The sequence below is a fragment of the Erwinia aeris genome (genome assembly GCF_041224955.1).
Classification (GTDB): domain Bacteria; phylum Pseudomonadota; class Gammaproteobacteria; order Enterobacterales; family Enterobacteriaceae; genus Erwinia; species Erwinia aeris.
The window spans coordinates 123,619-140,792 of record NZ_JBGFFX010000004.1 but is presented as its reverse complement, the minus strand read 5'-3'; the positions used below and the strand labels follow the sequence as shown (position 1 = coordinate 140,792).

Sequence of the window (17,174 nt, the reverse complement as noted above, 5' to 3'; positions counted from 1 at the left end):
TCAACGGATTGGAGGCGGACTTTAGAAAAAATGATTAATTACGGGCTTTGAAATAATTAGCCGCCCCGCTGACGCTTCCTATAAGAATCCAAAATTATGCTTATCCCTTCAAAACTGAGCCGCCCGATGCGGCTGCAAGATACGGTGGTACGCGAACGTTTACTGGCCCGGCTGGCGGTCGTCCCGGACTATCGTCTGACGCTGGTTACCAGCCCGGCCGGCTACGGCAAAACAACGCTGATGGCGCACTGGGCGGCAGGAAAAAACGCGCTGGGCTGGTATTCGCTGGATGAAAGCGACAATAAGCCGGAACGTTTTGCCAGTTATTTGATTGCGGCGGTGCAGCAGGCCACCGGCGGCCACTGCGTGAAGAGCGAAGCCTTAAGTCAAAAGCACCAGTACGCCAGCCTGAACGCGCTGTTCGCCCAGCTGTTCGTCGAGCTTGCCGACTGGCAGCAGCCGGTGATGCTGGTAATCGATGACTATCATCTGATTACCAATGCGGATATTCATGAAGGGATGCGCTTTTTTCTGCGCCATCAGCCCGATAATTTCTCACTGGTGATCCTGTCGCGCACCTTGCCGCCGCTGGGCATCGCCAATTTACGCGTGCGCGGCCAGCTGCTGGAGCTTATCGTCTCCGAACTGGCCTTTACCCACAGCGAAACCCAGCAGTTTTTTGACTGCCGCCTGAAAGAGCCCATTGAACAGGCGGACAGCAATCGCTTTTGCGACAACGTTGCCGGTTGGGCCACGGCGCTACAGCTGATTGCGCTGTCGGCCAGCCAGTCCTCTACGCCGGCTTTACAGTCTACCCAGCATTCCGCGCGCAAGCTGACCGGCCTGAACGCCAGCCATTTATCGCAATATCTGGTCGAGGAAGTGCTGGATCGGGTCGATACGCCCACCCGCGATTTTCTGCTGCGCTGCTCTTTGTTGCGCTCGATGAACGACGCGCTGATCGTCCGTCTGACCGGCAGCGATAACGGGCAGCAGCGGCTGGAAAATCTGGAAAGCCAGGGTCTGTTTCTTCACCGCATGGACGGCACCGGCGAGTGGTTTAACTTCCATCCGCTGTTCGCCTCTTTTTTGCGGCAGCGCTGCCAGTGGGAGCTGGCCGCAGAGCTGCCGGAAATCCATCGCGCCGCTGCACAAGGCTGGCTGGCGCAGGGTTTTCCGGCCGAAGCTATCCATCACGCGCTGAGCGCGGAAGATACCGGGCTGCTGCGCGATATCCTGCTACAGCACGCGTGGGCGCTGTTTAACCAAAGCGAGCTGGCCCTGCTGGAAGAGTGCCTGAACGCCCTGCGCTATGACCAGCTGATCGTCAATCCTAAGCTGGTGCTGCTCCAGGCCTGGCTGATCCAAAGCCAGCACCGCTATGTTGAAGTCGACGCGCTGCTTTCCCGTGCGGAAAGCGAGATGCAGCGCAGGAATATCTCCATGACGCAGGAACTTGCCGCTGAATTTAACGCCCTGCGCGCTCAGGTGGCGATCAACGATGGTCGTGAGGAAGAAGCCGCCCGGCTGGCGACGGAAGCGCTGCGCTTTTTGCCGCATAACAGCTATTACAGCCGCATAGTGGCGACCTCGGTCACCGGCGAAATCCAGCACTGCAAAGGCGATCTGGCGCGCGCGCTGCCGCTGATGCAGCAGACCGAACAGATAGCCAGACGCTTTCAGGTGTACCATTACGCGCTTTGGGCCTTGCTCCAGCAAAGTGAAATTTTAATTGCGCAGGGATTTTTACAGGCCGCCTTCGAGATGCAGGATCGCGCCTTTGAGCTGGTGCATGAACAGCACCTTGAACAGCTGCCGATGCACGAATTCCTGCTGCGCCTGCGCTCTCAGGTGCTGTGGTCATGGTCAAGGCTGGACGACGCCGAACAGGCTGCTCGCCAGGGGCTGGAAGTATTAAGCAATTTCCAGCCGCAGCAGCAGCTTCAGTGTCTGGCGATGCTGGCGAAATGCGCGCTGGCTCGTGGTCAGCTTGATAACGCGCAGCACTATTTGCAGCGCTGCGAGAACCTGATCAAAACCGGTCAGTATCATAGCGACTGGGTGACCAATACCGATAAAAGCCGGGTGATTTACTGGCAGCTGACCGGCAATAAAACCGCCGCGCAGCGCTGGCTCCAGCAGGCCGGTAAACCGGGCGGCGCGGATAATCATTTTCAGCAGGGCCAGTGGCGCTCGATTGCGCGCGTACAGATCCTGCTGGAGCAGTTCAGCGAGGCGGAGGTGGTGCTGGACGAGCTGAACAGCAACGCGCGCCAGCTGCGCCTCACCAGCGATTTAAACCGTAACCTACTGTTAAGCAACCTCTTATACTGGCGAACGGGCAGAAAAAGCGACGCGCAGCGCGTGCTGATCGAAGCGCTGAGCCTGGCAAACCGCACCGGTTTTATCAGCCATTTCGTGATTGAAGGCGAAATGATGGCGCAGCAGCTCCGGCAGCTGCTGCAGCTGAACCTGCTGCCGGAGCTGGAACAACGCAGGGCGCAGCAGATCCTGCGTGAACTTAATCAGCACCATCGGCATAAGTTTGCCCATTTTGACGAAAGCTTTGTCAGTAAACTGCTGAGCCATCCGCAGGTGCCGGAGCTGATCCGCACCAGCCCGTTAACCCAGCGGGAATGGCAGGTGCTGGGGCTGATCTATTCGGGCTACAGCAACGAGCAGATCGCGGGAGAGCTGGACGTCGCGGCGACGACTATCAAAACCCATATCCGTAATCTTTATCAGAAGATGGGCATTGCGCACCGTCAGGATGCGGTACAGCACGCCCGACAGCTGCTGGAAGTGATGGGCTACGGCACCCCGGATACGGCGGTGACCTGTCAGCCTTAACTGACAAAATGCCGCTTATCCAGTTTTCTCAGCGCCAGCGCCAACAGCAAACTGCCCAGCAGCGTCAGCGTAAACACCAGCGGGATATCCAGCAGCGGCCGATCGGTATGATCAAGATGATGCGTCCGCATAAAGTGGATAAACAGCGCGTGGAAACCATAAATTGGCAGGGAATTACGGGAAATAACGCCTAAGATCGGTAAAATTCGCGCGTTCAGCACGTTTTTAAACAGCACCAGCAGGCTGACCGCCGCGATAAAGACCGCCGGGCCGCAGTAGAGATACCAGGTATCGGCAAAGGCGCCGTTAATCGCCATCTGCTTTTTAGTGCCCAGCGCGATAGCCGCCACGCAGGCGATAAAAACCGTGCCGGCCAGCCAGCTGACGGCGCGTCCGCCGGTATTCATCGTGCCGATAGCGCGGCCAAACAGCGCGTAGAGCACGTAGTAGAAGCTGTCGCCGTTGATATAAAGATTAAGCGGCAGCCAGTGAAAATGCCCGACCGACTGATCCACCGTGTTGGGATTCGCCAGCACCGCCAGCACCAGCGTCACCGCCGCCAGATAGCCCGCCCGCACGTTTTTGACCTGAATAAGGGGCGAAAGCAGGTAGATAGCGATAATCGCGAAGAAAAACCACAGGTGATAGAACACCGGCTTCTGCAAAAGCAGCCGGATGGAAATCCCCTGGCTGATAGGCGTCAGCCACGTGATATAGGCCAGCGCCACCGCGCTGTAAAACGCCAGGCAGAGCACGATGCGCAGAAAATGACGGCCCTGCGCGCTGCGCTCGCCAAAGAACAGAAAGCCGGAAATCATAAAAAAGAGCGGCACGCAGACTCTGGAAGCGGAGTTCAGCAGATTGGAGAGATCCCACGTATGTTCGCCTACTTTTGGCGCGTTGGTCACGTACCAGGTGGTGGTGTGGATCATAATCACCATCAGGCAGGCCACCGCCCGCAGGTTATCTATCCAGGCTATCTTGTCCTTCATGTTTTCCTCTGCTGGCACCAATGCGTATCAGAGGGTAGCCAGGCGGCAAGTTTTCAACAACCTGCGCCAGGGGAATATCAGACAGGAGCAGGCCTGCATCTTTCCACGCCATGATGTTTTTTTAATTGGTTAGCTTTTTTAACACCAGCCCGTCGTCCTGCAACCTTTACCTCTCTTGAAATTATAATGAATTCATTATAAATTTGATTATAACTTAAACGTTATAATTACAGATCAGGGACGATCATGTGGAAAATCATAACAACAAAACGGTTTGATGCCTGGTTTTTTGCGCAACCCGAAGATTTGCAGGACGAAATCTTAGCGGCGTTTCTCGTGTTGAGAAAAGAAGGCCCCCATACTGGACGGCCATTGGTCGATACCCTGAATGACTCAATCTATCCGAATATGAAGGAGCTACGTCTGTCATTCAAAGCCAGGCCGATAAGGGCGTTATTTGCTTTTGATCCTGTTCGTCAGGCTATTTTCCTTTGTGCTGGCGACAAAACAGGCGACCGTAGGTTCTATAAAAAATATATCACTCTCGCTGAGGCTGAGTACAAAGCTCATCTGGCGAAACTGGAGGCCCGGTAATGGCAACGTTAGACGAACTGATGAACGAAGTAAGCCCCGCACGCCGCGCTAAAATCGAGGAGCGGGCCGAAGAAATGGTGCGCGAAATCACGCTGGCGCAGATGCGTGAAGAGCTGCAAATTTCACAAACTGAACTCGCCGCAACGCTTGGCGTTAAACAACCCGCCGTCGCCCGTATGGAGCGTGTTGATAACGATCCGCGCCTGTCCACGCTTAAACGCTACGTGGCCGCGCTGGGCGGAGAACTTTCTATTGATGTCAAACTCCCGTCGGGTAAGCGAGTTGCTTACCCGCTATAAGTGTTTTCAGGCAGGCACGCAGACGGAACAGAGAACAGCCAAAGAGGCTTTGCGGCGGCATCCGCGCCTCTTCGGCCAACATCGGGCTGACTAACCGACGGTCAAAGGGTATACTGACGCCCACTTTTAAAACCGTCTCGCGTGCGAAAACAACATGCAAAAGTTTGATACCAAGACATTTCAGGGTCTGATCCTGACCTTACAGGATTACTGGGCACGCCAGGGCTGCACCATCGTGCAGCCGCTGGATATGGAAGTCGGCGCGGGCACCTCTCACCCGATGACCTGTCTGCGCGCGCTGGGGCCGGAGCCGATTGCCGCGGCCTACGTGCAGCCTTCCCGCCGTCCTACCGACGGCCGCTACGGCGAAAACCCGAACCGCTTACAGCACTATTATCAGTTCCAGGTGATCATCAAGCCGTCACCGGACAATATTCAGGAACTCTACCTCGGCTCGCTGAAAGAGCTGGGTATGGATCCGACTGTCCACGATATCCGCTTCGTGGAAGATAACTGGGAAAACCCAACGCTGGGCGCGTGGGGCCTGGGCTGGGAAGTCTGGCTGAACGGCATGGAAGTGACGCAGTTCACCTACTTCCAGCAGGTCGGCGGCCTGGAGTGCAAGCCGGTGACCGGCGAAATCACCTATGGCCTGGAGCGTCTGGCGATGTATATCCAGGGCGTGGACAGCGTTTACGATCTGGTCTGGAGCGACGGCCCGCTGGGGAAAACCACCTACGGCGACGTGTTCCATCAGAACGAGGTGGAGCAGTCTACCTATAACTTTGAGTATGCCGACGTCGACTTCCTCTTTACCTGCTTCGAGCAGTACGAAAAAGAAGCAAAAAGCCTGCTGGAGCTGGAAAAACCGCTGCCGCTGCCGGCCTACGAACGCATCCTGAAGGCAGGTCATACCTTTAACCTGCTGGACGCGCGTAAAGCTATCTCCGTGACCGAGCGCCAGCGCTATATTCTGCGCATCCGCACCCTGACCAAAGCCGTGGCTGAAGCTTACTATGCGTCTCGCGAGGCGCTGGGCTTCCCGATGTGCAATAAAAAATAAGAGGCAGCCATGACTGAAAAAACATTTCTGGTGGAGATCGGCACCGAAGAGCTGCCACCGAAGGCGCTGCGCAATCTTGCCGAAGCCTTTGCCGCGAATTTTACCGCCGAACTGGATGCCGCCGGCCTGACGCACGGCGAAGTAAACTGGTATGCCGCGCCTCGTCGTCTGGCGCTGAAGGTCGCAGACTTAAGCGCTGCGCAGCCCGATCGCGAAGTGGAAAAGCGCGGCCCGGCCATCGCCGCGGCTTTTGATGCCAACGGCGTCGCCACCAAAGCGGCGGAAGGCTGGGCGCGCGGCTGCGGTATCACCGTCGATCAGGCCGAGCGTCTGAGCACCGACAAAGGCGAATGGCTGCTGTATCGCGCCCATATGAAAGGCGAAAGCGCGCAGTCGCTGCTGCCTGCGATGGTTGCCACCTCGCTGGCGAAGCTGCCTATTCCTAAACTGATGCGCTGGGGCGATTCCGACGTGCAGTTTGTGCGTCCGGTACACACCGTGACGCTGCTGCTGGGCGAAGAGAGCATTCCGGCCACCATTCTGGGTATCGACTCCGCCCGCACTATTCGCGGCCACCGCTTTATGGGCGAGCCGGAATTCACTCTCGATAATGCCGATCAATACCCGCAGATCCTGCTGGAGCGCGGCAAGGTGCAGGCCGACTTCGAGGCGCGTAAAGCGCAGATCAAAGCCGATGCCGAAGCCGCAGCGAAAGAGATTGGCGGCCATGCCGATCTGAGCGACAGCCTGCTGGAAGAGGTCGCCTCGCTGGTAGAGTGGCCGGTAGTGCTGACGGCAAAATTCGAAGAGAAGTTCCTCGCGGTGCCGGCCGAAGCGCTGGTTTACACCATGAAAGGCGACCAGAAGTATTTCCCGGTTTACGACGATGCGGGCAAGCTGCTGCCGCACTTTATCTTTGTGACCAACATCGAGTCGAAAGATCCGTCGCAGATTATCGCCGGTAATGAAAAAGTGGTGCGTCCTCGTCTGGCCGATGCGGAATTCTTCTTTAATACCGATCGCAAACAGCGTCTGGAAGACAATCTGCCGCGTCTGGAAACCGTTCTGTTCCAGAAAGAGCTGGGCACGCTGCGCGATAAAACCGACCGCATTCAGGCGCTGGCTGGCTGGATTGCCGCACAGACTGGCGCTGACGTCAATCATGCGACCCGCGCCGGTCTGCTGTCCAAATGCGACCTGATGACCAATATGGTGTTCGAGTTCACCGACACGCAGGGCGTGATGGGCATGCACTACGCCCGTCATGATGGCGAAGCGGAAGACGTTGCCGTGGCGCTGAACGAGCAGTATCAGCCGCGCTTTGCCGGTGATGAACTGCCGTCCAACCCGGTCGCCTGCGCGCTGGCGATTGCCGACAAGATGGACACGCTGGCGGGTATTTTCGGCATCGGCCAGCATCCAAAAGGCGATAAAGATCCGTTCGCGCTGCGTCGTGCCGCGCTGGGCGTGCTGCGTATTATCGTCGAGAAGAATCTGCCGCTGGATCTGCAAACGCTGACCGAAGAAGCGGTGCGCCTGTATGGCAGCAAGCTGAGCAACGCGAAAGTGGTCGATGACGTGATCGACTTTATGCTGGGTCGCTTCCGCACCTGGTATCAGGAAGAAGGCCACAGCATCGACACCATCCAGGCCGTGCTGGCTCGTCGCCCTACTCGTCCGGCGGATTTCAACGCGCGTATGAAAGCCGTGTCCCACTTCCGCACCCTGGAAGAGGCGGCTGCGCTGGCGGCGGCTAACAAGCGTGTCTCCAACATTCTGGCGAAATCCAGCGAAACGCTGAACGACAGCGTGCAGGCCTCGCTGCTGAAAGAGAACGAAGAGATCCAGCTGGCGACCTACGTGTCTGCCTTAAGCAGCAAGCTGGCGCCTTACTTCGCGGAAGGCCGCTATCAGGATGCGCTGATCGAGCTGGCGCAGCTGCGCGCCGCCGTGGATAACTTCTTTGAGAAAGTCATGGTGAACGCGGAAGATCGTGAAGTGCGCATCAACCGTTTAACCCTGCTGACCAAACTCCGCCAGCTGTTCCTGGAAGTTGCGGATATTTCTCTGCTGCAGTAAATCCTCCTCCCACCTGAGGGAAGGGGTTTAAAGCTGACGGTAACAAACCCGCCATAACGGCGGGTTTTTTTTAGCCTTTCGCTTTCATATCAATCACAAAGCGGTACTTCACGTCGCCTTTCAGCATCCGCTCAAACGCCATTTCTACGTCTTCCAGACGGATAACTTCCACGTCTGACACAATGTTGTGCTCGCCACAGAAATCCAGCATCTGCTGCGTTTCCGCAATGCTGCCGATAGAGGTGCCGGAAATGCTCAGACGCTTAAAGACGACCGGCGTCACGTTTGGCGACTTGTGCGGCGCATCCGGGATGCCGACCAGCACCAGATGACCGTTGGTTTTCAGCGCGTTGAGATAAGGATCGAGATCGTGCGGTGCGGCCACGCAGTCCAGAATAAAGTCGAGGCTGTTGGCCTGCGCCGCAATCTGCTCTGCATCTTTAGACACCACCACGCTGCTGGCACCCAGGCGCAGCGCATCTTCGCCTTTGGCCGGCGAAGTGGTAAACAGCACCACTTCCGCGCCCAGCGCGCTGGCCAGCTTGACGGCCATATGCCCTAAACCGCCCAGGCCAATAACGCCCACGCGCTGGCCGGGCTGAATATTCCAGTGTTTAAGCGGCGACCAGGTGGTTACGCCCGCGCACAGCAGCGGCGCGACCGCGCTCAGCGTCAGGTTTTCCGGCACGTTAACCACGAACTTGCTGTCTACGACGATGCTGTCGGAATAGCCGCCGAAGGTTTTACCACCGATCGTTTTCTCTTCGCCGTTATAGGTAGCGGTAAAGCCCGCTTCGCAATATTGCTCTTCGCCCTGACTGCACTGCGAGCAGTGGCCGCAGGAGTCGACCATCACGCCGACACCGACCAGGTCGCCCGCTTTGAAGGTGCTAACGTCGCTGCCGGTAGCAATCACGCGGCCTACAATTTCATGGCCGGGCACCAGCGGAAACGTGCTGACGCCCCATTCGTTGCGCGCCATATGCAGATCGGAGTGGCAAACGCCGCAGTAGTGGATATCAATATGCACATCGCCGGCTTGCAGTTCGCGGCGCTGAAATTCGAATGGTTCAAGAGAAGTAGTGGCAGATTTTGCTGCCAGACCTTTAACCTGCATGTGGCTGTCCCCTGTTGGGCAAAGCCGCGTAGAGTAGAGAAATGCGCGGGCCGGGGCAAGCCGGAATTGTAAATGAGAGTGGAAAGGCTTTAGTTAATTAATATACAATCAACGCTTTAGGTACAATGGTATGAAACCCGCTTTTCGTTACCTTTTGTGTTGCACTGCACTCTTCGCTTTTCCGCTGCTTATCGCTAACAACTATTATATTGACGATATTGGCCGCTCGACCCTGGGCTATACCAACTGGGGGGCAGATGGACGTCCTCTTGCTGATATAGTGATGAAGCTGCTTTTTCTCAGCTCGCATATGACCGATATATTTCCCCTGCCTTTGCTGCTGAGCATTTTTATGCTGGCATTCAGTCTGCATCAAGTCACGAAAAAAGCGCTTACAGGCTGGCAGTTACCGGGCCTTGTATTAATCCCGCTGACTTTTTTTGCCAACCCCTATCTGGCAGAAGTCTTTTCCTACCGATTTGATGTTCTTACGCTTACGGCAGCCATCAGTCTCAGCCTGCTTTACTTTTGCCTTCCTTCACACAATCGCTGGCTAAGGTTTGTGACAGGCACGATGATGTTGATTGCTATTTATTGTCTGTACCAGACGGCGATCAATATTGCGGTTCTGCTGGTAATGGCAGGGCTTTATCAGCAAATGGCCAGACAGGATACGGCGAAGGCAATCCTCACCACGCTCTTGCATCGCGTCGTTGAAGTGCTGCTTGCTACGGTAATCTATCTGAAGCTTATTCTGACGGTCACTTTCTCCGGAAAAAACGAGGCCAATCACCCGGCGCTGGCGGTTGGCAACCTGTGGAAAACATGGACAGAGAATAGTGAAGCCTACAGCCAGTTTATTGCCGATACGCTGGTTAAAAATCATGGCGGAATGCACTACCTGCTTGGCATAACGATCGCTATGTGGCTATCGGCTCTGGCGTTAAGCCTGCTTTTTTTACGCCGTCAGCGCGACGTCATGGCCGCTGCCGTTGCCGTTATCGCATTGATTACGCCTTTTATTGCCCTGTTAATGATCCCTGGCAGCCTGCTGCTGTTGCAAAATCCATTGCTCTCCGCTCGCTCGTTGATCGCTGTCAGTGGCTTCATGCTTCTTGCCGCTTTAGTCATTAATTATGCCCTGACGCCCCGCCTACAACAGGCTAACTGGCTGCTGCTGATCCCTGTTGTATACGGCATGACGGCTTATTACGCTTACGGCAACGCGCTGCGCCAGCAGGATAAATTTAATCAGAGCCTGGTTCAGGAAATAAAATGGGATATGCGGGAGCTACCGTCTGAAAGTTTTTATTTGTTCTTTAACGGACAGGCGCCGCGATCGCCTGTTTATACTAACTCATTGAAAAACTATCCGATGCTTTCAGTAATGGTTCCTGATTATTTCGCTAACTGGTACTGGCCTTTCCCTTATATGAAAAATAATGGGTTTTCAGCGCTGTGGCCTGCGCCAGACAGTGGCGTCACGACGGATACCGCCCAATACCTTTGTCACGGAAAACCTGTTGCGCAGAATCAGGATTATATGATGTACAGAAAAGATAAGGTGATATTGATTGATTTCACTCATGCCAGCTGCGGCAGCTAAGACAAAATCTTAAAACACAAAACCCGCCATCGGGCGGGTTTTTCAATTACTGGCACAGCAAAAGACCGTTTTTTACTATCCCAGCAGCTCACGGCTGAGACAAGGATTTGATTGGATCAACAGCATTAATTTTTGAGCACTGCGCGAAGGTTTACTGCGCTTCGCTTCCCAGCTCTTAACCGAGGAAACACTAACGCCCATTGCCAGGGCAAACTCATCAACTTCCATGCCGGTAATTTCCCGTATGCGTTTTGGTTCGGGCATTAACACTTCACCCTTTAATGCGGGAGCGGCCTGGATAACTTCACGCGTAAGCACAATGTGCTCAAGGCTGGACAACAACTCACCCATTGGGTCTTTAACTTCCATAGAGCACTCCTCATAAAAATCACGAATGTGAACAACCAGAGGGAGGATCTGAGGCCCAGATCCCGAATGCTGGCGAACAACAGCCTGAGGAGCTCATCGAGACAGCGCAGGTTAACGCCAGGATTTTTAGTATGGGCGCAAACTCAAACTTTTGCGCTCAAATTTTTGACTATTTTTTAAACCTGAACGCCAAAAATCTTTACATCCCGACAGACGGCTTCAGGCTACGCCATACGGGGCCTGAGGTGGTAACGATTACAGGAAACTGGACAGAGAGTAAGCAGAACGGTAGTTATCAGAAAATTCCTAACACATGGATAACTTTGCTGCTGACAGAAAAAATAAAGCGGCGCATTAGGGCAGATTAAGCGTAGTCGTCAGCGTGGCGGTTTTGCTCTTTGCCGCTGGCGTAGAACAGAGCGTTCCTGCGCCACATTCGGCCCGGTTAAGCGTTTGATTATTCACAATCTGGCAGGGTGAGTATTCCGCGCCGCTAAAAATTCTATTAATAACAATCCGACAGATGGATTATTCGGCGGCGCTAAAAATCCTGTTAATAACAATCTGGCCGATTAATTATTAAAAATGCCATTACTAACAATCCGGCAGATTGATTATTTGGCGCCTCTCCTTTACTGCTACGGAAAAAGCTATCTGGTCAATTTGCTATGCCCCGCCATTAATCTGCACGCCAGTGGCGCTTTATGTCTGCCCACATCTGCACCAAAAAGCGGCATCTTACTGCCTGCCGTTTCCCACCCGGCTGAACAGGTAAAATTTATAATATTTAAATTCAAACGCTTACGTAAATAACCGCGCCGCTCTGCCGTACCAATTCAATATTGGTTCGCTTTTTGCCTCTGTTATCTCCGTGGCTGGCCGTTCGATTACCGCTGCCGTCGCACTATTTCAGGGGCTGAAGAAGCGAACCAATCATGACTGATACAACAAATTCCACCAGTTCCCATTCCGCGCTGGAAAAGCTGCGCCAGCTGATCCAGCAGCAGGAAGCCCAACCGGCTAACCCGCTGCCTACTGAACGGGAGCTGGCCGAACGGTTTTGCGTGGGCCGTCGTGAGATCCGCCGGGCGCTGGACGTGCTGGAAGAAGAAGGCCGCATCTGGCGCAAGCAGGGTAAAGGCACGTTTGTCGGCCCGGCCGCGCCGGTTCAGCCGCTGGCGCTGCACGATTTGCCGCAGCGCTCAAATCTGCTGGAAGTGATGGAGGCCCGTATTCAGCTGGAGCCGGGGCTGGCTCGTCTGGCCGCCCTGCGGGCCAGCGGCGAGCAGGTTGCGCTGATGCAGCGGCTGATGGAGAGGATGCAGAGCATCGCCCCGGACGACAGCGATCGGCACGAACTGTGGGACAGCGCGTTTCACCGGGCTATCGCCGAAGCTGCAGGCAACCGTCTGATGCTGGGGTTGTTCGACGCGGTCGACGCGGTTCGCCGGGATCCGGGCTGGCAGCACCTGCGCGTGCTGGCGCGAACGACGGATCGGCTGCACAGCTACGACGACCATCACCAGCGGCTGGTGCAACATATCGCGGAGCGGCAGCCGCAGGAGGCCGCCGCGGCCATGCGTGAACATTTACTGGCGCTGCAACAGGCGCTCATCGAAGCGCTCAGCGGTGATAAAGAGGAGCTGCCATGAAGGCCACAACGCCGGTGCTGGCTCTGCGCCAGCTCAACGTTCGTTTTAAAGGCAGTCCCGTCAGCATGCTGGACGATATTTCGCTTCAGGTCGAAGCTGGCGAAACGCTGGCGCTGGTCGGCGAATCCGGCTGCGGTAAAAGCATCACCTCGCTGGCGCTGATGGGCCTGCTGCCCGACAGCGCGGAGATCGTTCAGGGCGAAATCACTTTTCTCAATCGGCCGCTACAAACCCTGAACGCACGCGACTATGCCGATCTGCGCGGCAACGAGCTGGCGATGATTTTTCAGGAGCCGATGACCTCGCTCAATCCCGCTTTCACGCTGGGCGATCAGCTGAGCGAAGCCGTGATGCGTCATCATGCGGTAAACCGCCGTGAAGCGATGGCCGTAGCGCTGGCAATATTAGAAAAGGTGCAGATCCCGGCGGCGGAAATGCGGCTGAAAGCCTATCCACACCAGCTTTCCGGCGGGATGCGCCAGCGCGTGATGATCGCGATGGCGCTCATCAACCGGCCAAAGCTGTTGATTGCCGACGAGCCTACCACCGCGCTGGACGTTACCATCCAGGCGCAGATCCTGGCGCTGCTTAACAGCTTGCAGAAGGAAACCGGCACGGCGGTGCTGATGATTACGCATGACCTGGGCGTGGTTGCCGAAGTGGCGCAGCGCGTGGCGGTGATGTATGCCGGACAGGTGGTCGAAACCGGCGACGTCGCGGAAATTTTCCGCGATCCGCAGCATCCCTACACGATTGGCCTGATGGGTTCCATTCCCGGCGCCGCTACCCGCACCACTACGCTGGCCACCATTCCTGGCGCCGTGCCGCTGCCGGAACAGATGCCCCAGGGCTGCCGCTTCGCCACCCGCTGTCCGTTTGCCGAAAAACGCTGCCACCAGCATAAACCCGCCCTGCAAGCTATCGGCGTCCGCCATCAGGTCGCCTGTTTTCGCGCCCCGCTGGAAGAGCACGTGACGTCTGGAGAATGCGCATGACCTTACCCATCCTTGAATGTAGCGATTTAACAAAAACCTTTCCTGGCCCGACGCGGCTATTTAAGCGCAACCCTCACGTCACGGCGGTTGATCGCATTTCGCTGCAGGTGATGCCGGGCGAAACGCTGGCCATTGTCGGGGAATCCGGCAGTGGCAAATCGACGCTGGGTCGGCTGCTGCTGCGGCTGCTGGCCCCTTCTCAGGGGCAGGTTTTTTATCAGGGCGAAGAGATCACCAAAGCCAGCGGCGCACGTCTGAATCAGCTGCGTCGTGAACTACAGATTATTTTTCAGGATCCCTTCGCCTCGCTTAACCCGCGCATGACCGTGGAACATATCGTCGGCGAACCCTTATGGCTGCACGAGTCGCTATCCGGCAGCCAACGGCAGGAAAAAGTCGCCGAACTGCTGCAAACGGTTGGCCTTCCCGCCGTCTGGGCACGGCGCTATCCGCATGAGTTTTCCGGCGGCCAGCGCCAGCGTATCGGTATTGCCCGCGCGCTGGCTTCCGGCCCGAAGCTGCTGCTGGGCGATGAGCCGGTTTCCGCGCTGGACGTGTCGGTACAGGCACAGGTAGTGAATCTGCTGGAAAGCCTGAAGCAACAGTTTGGCCTGACCATGATCGTGGTGGCGCACGGGCTGGGCGTGATCCGCCATATGAGCGATCGCGTCGCGGTGATGTATCTGGGACAGATTGTAGAGCTGGCGACGGTAGAGGAAATTTTCGATGCGCCGCTGCATCCCTATACCCAGGCGCTGATCGCTTCGGCTCCCCGGTTGCAGCCGGGCGCCGCTCGCCAAATTCCCGTTTTGCAGGGCGACTTGCCCAATCCCGCCGCGCCGCCAAAGGGCTGTCGTTTTCATACCCGCTGCCCTTACGTCAGCGACGAATGCCGCGTGCTGGAACCTATTCAACAGGTGATTGCCGGTGGCCGCCAGGTGGCCTGCCACCGCTGGCAGGAGATCAACCGTGACCGCAGCGTGATTACCGTTACGCCGCCTTCAGACGCTTTTCTGCGCCGTCGCGCGCTATTCGATCGGGCGGTAAAACACCGCGCTTTAACCTCTTTGGGAGAGATAACGCCATGAATCTACGCCATACTTCACTCGCCGCCCTTAGTGGCCTGCTGCTGCTGGGCAGTTTACCGGCGCAGGCGGAAAGCACGCTGCGGATCGGCCTGGGCGCCGATCCGGATATGCTCGACCCGCACCTTGCCCGCACCTACTATGGCCGCTTTGTCTTTGCCGCGCTCTGCGATCGTCTGGTGGATATTGATGAAAAGCTACAGGTGGTACCGGGCCTCGCGACCGACTGGAAATGGAGCGAGGACGGCAAAACGTTAACCATGAACCTGCGCCAGGGCGTGACTTTTCAGGACGGCGAAAAGTTTGATGCTGCTGCGGTAAAATTCAATCTCGATCGTGCCATGACGCTGCCCGGCTCGCTGCGTAAAAGCGAGCTTTCTTCCGTTGAGTCGGTGGAGGTGGCTTCGCCTTCTCAGGTTATTCTGCATCTGAAAAATGCCGACGCGGCGCTGCTCAGCCAGCTGACCGATCGCGCTGGCACAATGCTGGCGCCGAAAGCCGCCGTAAAGCCTGATTTTGCCATGCATCCGGTCTGTTCCGGCCCTTATCAGTTTGCCAGCCGGGTGCAGCAGGATCGCATCGTCCTGAAACGCTTTGACCACTACTGGAATAAGTCGGCCTATCATTTTGATAAGGTGGTTTTTTTGCCCATTCCCGATGCCTCGGTGCGCCTGGCTAATCTGCGTTCCGGCGATCTCGATCTGACCGAAGGCATTGCCGCCAGCGATGTCAAAACCGTTACCGCCGACAGCCGCCTGAGCCTGGTCAAAGTCACCGGACTGGGCTATCAGGGCATCACGTTTAATATCGCTAATGGCAAAACCGCGCCGGACAGCCCGTTTGCAAAAGATGCCCGCGTGCGTGAGGCTTTTTCGCTGGCTATCGATCGCGACGCGCTGAATCAGGTGGCGTTTGAAGGCCAGTACACGCCGGCTAATCAGGCTTTCTCCCCCGTCAGCCCTTACCACGTTAAGCTGCCCGTTCCCGCGCGCGACGTGGAAAAAGCCAAAGCGCTGCTTGCCGCCGCCGGCGTGAAAACGCCGCTCAACGTAACGCTGCTGGTCACCAACAATCCCACCTCGCAGCAGGTAGGCCAGGTGATCCAGGCGATGATCAGCGAGGCGGGCTTTAACGTGAACCTGCAAATGAGCGAGTTTGCTACCTTGCTGGATCGCCAGCAGCGCGGCGACTTTCAGCTCAGCCTTTCCGGCTGGTCAGGCCGTCCCGATCCTGACGGCAGCATCTTCGCGTTTATCAACAGCAAAGGCACCCTGAACGATGGCCGCTACGGCAATCCACAGGTGGATAGCTGGCTGACCGAAGCCCGCCAGACCAACGATATAGCCGCCCGTCAGGCGTTGTATAACAAGGTGGTGCAGCAGCTACAAAGCGATATGCCGATCGCTTACCTCTATTTTGAACCGCGTATTTTTGGCATGACCAAAAAACTCCAGGGCTTTAAGGCCTGGCCGGACGGGCTGGTGCGCCTGGCTGGCGTAACGATGACGCCGTAAGGCGCAGGAGCGACCATGCTGGAACTGATCTGTAAACGCGTGCTGCTGGCGATCCCGACGCTGTTTCTGGTGAGCATAATGGTCTTCTCGCTGCAAAAGCTGCTGCCGGGCGATCCGATCCTCGCGATGGCGGGCGAAGAGCGCGACCCGGCGGTAATTGCGCAGCTAAGAGAGCATTATCACCTGAACGATCCGCTGCCTTCGCAGTACTTTTACTGGCTGGGCAACGCGCTGAAGGGCGATCTCGGCACTTCTATTCGTACTCAGGAACCGGTGACCGCGCTGATTAGCAGCAAGCTGCCGGTGACGCTGGAACTGTCGCTGCTGGCGATGCTAGTGGCGCTGCTGGTTGGCATCAGCATGGGCATCGTCGCGGCGGTGCGGAAAAACAGCTGGGTCGATCACGCCACCAATTTCGTGGCGCTTTCCGGTATCTCCGTGCCGCATTTCTGGCTGGGCATTCTGCTGATCCTGCTCTTTTCCGTGCATCTTCAGTGGCTGCCCGCTTCCGGCTACGTCAGCCTGAGCGAGAGCGTGTCGCAAAATGTGAAAACGCTGCTGCTGCCCGCGCTGGTGCTGGGAACGGGCCTGGCCGCGACGCTGATGCGCCATACGCGCGCTTCGATGATTGCCGTGCTGAAGGCGGATTATATCCGCACCGCCAGAGCCAAAGGGCTGCTGCCGAAAAAGGTGATCCTGAAGCACGCTTTCCGCAACGCGCTGGTGCCGGTGATCACGCTGACCACCCTGTTGTTTGGCGAACTGCTGGGCGGCGCGGTGTTGACCGAGCAGGTTTTTACCCTGCCCGGCTTCGGCAAGATGATCGTCGATGCGGTGTTTAACCGCGATTATGCCGTGGTGCAGGGCGTGGTACTGGTGGTGGCTATCGGCTTTCTGCTGCTGAACCTGCTGGCCGATGTGCTTTACGTGCTGATTAACCCGAAAATGCGAGGCTGACC

At 56.6% G+C, this 17,174-nt stretch carries 15 protein-coding genes; 12 read left to right on the top strand and 3 right to left on the bottom strand.

Annotated elements, in window-relative coordinates:
• Positions 1-96: 96 nt before the first annotated feature.
• A complete protein-coding gene (gene malT, locus AB6T85_RS09205; protein ID WP_253456610.1) occupies positions 97-2,850 on the top strand; it encodes an HTH-type transcriptional regulator MalT in 2,754 nt (917 codons plus the stop codon).
• Here the strand turns inward: malT and AB6T85_RS09200 are convergent.
• Positions 2,847-3,842, bottom strand: a complete 996-nt coding sequence (locus tag AB6T85_RS09200) for an acyltransferase (RefSeq protein WP_369895360.1) — start codon at positions 3,840-3,842, stop codon at positions 2,847-2,849. The genes malT and AB6T85_RS09200 overlap by 4 nt on opposite strands.
• Positions 3,843-4,088: 246 nt before the next feature.
• Between AB6T85_RS09200 and AB6T85_RS09195 the strand changes: the two genes are divergently transcribed.
• The 4 genes from AB6T85_RS09195 (at position 4,089) to glyS (ending at position 7,877) form a co-directional block, all read left to right on the top strand.
• Positions 4,089-4,436 (top strand): type II toxin-antitoxin system RelE/ParE family toxin, encoded by a 348-nt coding sequence (locus AB6T85_RS09195; RefSeq protein ID WP_253456614.1) that lies wholly within the window; start codon positions 4,089-4,091, stop codon positions 4,434-4,436.
• Positions 4,436-4,735, top strand: coding sequence for a helix-turn-helix domain-containing protein (locus tag AB6T85_RS09190; protein ID WP_253456616.1), 300 nt, complete (start codon positions 4,436-4,438; stop codon positions 4,733-4,735). Before AB6T85_RS09195 ends, AB6T85_RS09190 begins: the two co-directional genes overlap by 1 nt.
• Before the next feature lie 154 nt (positions 4,736-4,889).
• Positions 4,890-5,798, top strand: coding sequence for a glycine--tRNA ligase subunit alpha (gene glyQ, locus AB6T85_RS09185; RefSeq protein WP_253456618.1), 909 nt, complete (start codon positions 4,890-4,892; stop codon positions 5,796-5,798).
• Between the two features lie 9 nt (positions 5,799-5,807).
• Positions 5,808-7,877 (top strand): glycine--tRNA ligase subunit beta, encoded by a 2,070-nt coding sequence (glyS, locus tag AB6T85_RS09180; RefSeq protein WP_253456621.1) that lies wholly within the window; start codon positions 5,808-5,810, stop codon positions 7,875-7,877.
• A 70-nt stretch (positions 7,878-7,947) separates the two neighbouring features.
• On the opposite strand, the gene AB6T85_RS09175 is transcribed toward glyS, so the two are convergent.
• Positions 7,948-8,994, bottom strand: coding sequence for an NAD(P)-dependent alcohol dehydrogenase (locus AB6T85_RS09175; protein WP_369895357.1), 1,047 nt, complete (start codon positions 8,992-8,994; stop codon positions 7,948-7,950).
• Positions 8,995-9,124: 130 nt separating this feature from the next.
• Between AB6T85_RS09175 and AB6T85_RS09170 the strand changes: the two genes are divergently transcribed.
• Positions 9,125-10,600, top strand: coding sequence for a glucosyltransferase domain-containing protein (locus tag AB6T85_RS09170; protein WP_253456628.1), 1,476 nt, complete (start codon positions 9,125-9,127; stop codon positions 10,598-10,600).
• A gap of 75 nt (positions 10,601-10,675) precedes the next feature.
• On the opposite strand, the gene AB6T85_RS09165 is transcribed toward AB6T85_RS09170, so the two are convergent.
• Positions 10,676-10,969, bottom strand: a complete 294-nt coding sequence (locus AB6T85_RS09165) for an HTH-type transcriptional regulator (protein ID WP_125289253.1) — start codon at positions 10,967-10,969, stop codon at positions 10,676-10,678.
• Between the two features lie 131 nt (positions 10,970-11,100).
• On the opposite strand from AB6T85_RS09165, the gene AB6T85_RS09160 reads away from it, so the two are divergent.
• The 6 genes from AB6T85_RS09160 to AB6T85_RS09135 all read left to right on the top strand — a co-directional run bounded on the left by AB6T85_RS09160 (position 11,101) and on the right by AB6T85_RS09135 (position 17,172).
• Positions 11,101-11,337, top strand: a complete 237-nt coding sequence (locus AB6T85_RS09160; protein ID WP_301251539.1) for a hypothetical protein — start codon at positions 11,101-11,103, stop codon at positions 11,335-11,337.
• A gap of 567 nt (positions 11,338-11,904) precedes the next feature.
• On the top strand, positions 11,905-12,621 hold the full coding sequence (locus AB6T85_RS09155; protein ID WP_253456634.1) for a FadR/GntR family transcriptional regulator: 717 nt from the start codon (positions 11,905-11,907) through the stop codon (positions 12,619-12,621).
• Entirely contained in the window at positions 12,618-13,616 is a 999-nt protein-coding gene (locus AB6T85_RS09150; RefSeq protein WP_369895355.1) for an ABC transporter ATP-binding protein, read from the top strand. The genes AB6T85_RS09155 and AB6T85_RS09150 overlap by 4 nt, the downstream gene beginning before the upstream one ends.
• The gene (locus tag AB6T85_RS09145; RefSeq protein WP_253456639.1) at positions 13,613-14,704 is read left to right on the top strand and encodes an ABC transporter ATP-binding protein; all 1,092 of its coding nucleotides are present in this window, start codon (positions 13,613-13,615) and stop codon (positions 14,702-14,704) included. The genes AB6T85_RS09150 and AB6T85_RS09145 overlap by 4 nt, the downstream gene beginning before the upstream one ends.
• A complete protein-coding gene (locus AB6T85_RS09140) occupies positions 14,701-16,215 on the top strand; it encodes an ABC transporter substrate-binding protein (RefSeq protein ID WP_369895353.1) in 1,515 nt (504 codons plus the stop codon). The genes AB6T85_RS09145 and AB6T85_RS09140 overlap by 4 nt, the downstream gene beginning before the upstream one ends.
• Positions 16,216-16,230: 15 nt before the next feature.
• The gene (locus AB6T85_RS09135; protein ID WP_301730585.1) at positions 16,231-17,172 is read left to right on the top strand and encodes an ABC transporter permease; all 942 of its coding nucleotides are present in this window, start codon (positions 16,231-16,233) and stop codon (positions 17,170-17,172) included.
• Positions 17,173-17,174: the final 2 nt, after the last annotated feature.

What these genes read in the sequence shown, in the direction of transcription:
- AB6T85_RS09145 (WP_253456639.1), top strand. Translation starts at nt 13,613, where the DNA reads ATGACCTTACCCATCCTTGAATGTAGCGATTTAACAAAAACCTTTCCT.
- AB6T85_RS09155 (WP_253456634.1), top strand. Translation starts at nt 11,905, where the DNA reads ATGACTGATACAACAAATTCCACCAGTTCCCATTCCGCGCTGGAAAAG.
- AB6T85_RS09135 (WP_301730585.1), top strand. Translation starts at nt 16,231, where the DNA reads ATGCTGGAACTGATCTGTAAACGCGTGCTGCTGGCGATCCCGACGCTG.
- glyQ (WP_253456618.1), top strand. Translation starts at nt 4,890, where the DNA reads ATGCAAAAGTTTGATACCAAGACATTTCAGGGTCTGATCCTGACCTTA.
- AB6T85_RS09165 (WP_125289253.1), bottom strand. Translation starts at nt 10,969, where the DNA reads ATGGAAGTTAAAGACCCAATGGGTGAGTTGTTGTCCAGCCTTGAGCAC.
- AB6T85_RS09175 (WP_369895357.1), bottom strand. Translation starts at nt 8,994, where the DNA reads ATGCAGGTTAAAGGTCTGGCAGCAAAATCTGCCACTACTTCTCTTGAA.
- AB6T85_RS09160 (WP_301251539.1), top strand. Translation starts at nt 11,101, where the DNA reads ATGGGCGCAAACTCAAACTTTTGCGCTCAAATTTTTGACTATTTTTTA.
- AB6T85_RS09140 (WP_369895353.1), top strand. Translation starts at nt 14,701, where the DNA reads ATGAATCTACGCCATACTTCACTCGCCGCCCTTAGTGGCCTGCTGCTG.
- AB6T85_RS09200 (WP_369895360.1), bottom strand. Translation starts at nt 3,842, where the DNA reads ATGAAGGACAAGATAGCCTGGATAGATAACCTGCGGGCGGTGGCCTGC.
- AB6T85_RS09150 (WP_369895355.1), top strand. Translation starts at nt 12,618, where the DNA reads ATGAAGGCCACAACGCCGGTGCTGGCTCTGCGCCAGCTCAACGTTCGT.
- AB6T85_RS09190 (WP_253456616.1), top strand. Translation starts at nt 4,436, where the DNA reads ATGGCAACGTTAGACGAACTGATGAACGAAGTAAGCCCCGCACGCCGC.
- AB6T85_RS09170 (WP_253456628.1), top strand. Translation starts at nt 9,125, where the DNA reads ATGAAACCCGCTTTTCGTTACCTTTTGTGTTGCACTGCACTCTTCGCT.
- glyS (WP_253456621.1), top strand. Translation starts at nt 5,808, where the DNA reads ATGACTGAAAAAACATTTCTGGTGGAGATCGGCACCGAAGAGCTGCCA.
- AB6T85_RS09195 (WP_253456614.1), top strand. Translation starts at nt 4,089, where the DNA reads ATGTGGAAAATCATAACAACAAAACGGTTTGATGCCTGGTTTTTTGCG.
- malT (WP_253456610.1), top strand. Translation starts at nt 97, where the DNA reads ATGCTTATCCCTTCAAAACTGAGCCGCCCGATGCGGCTGCAAGATACG.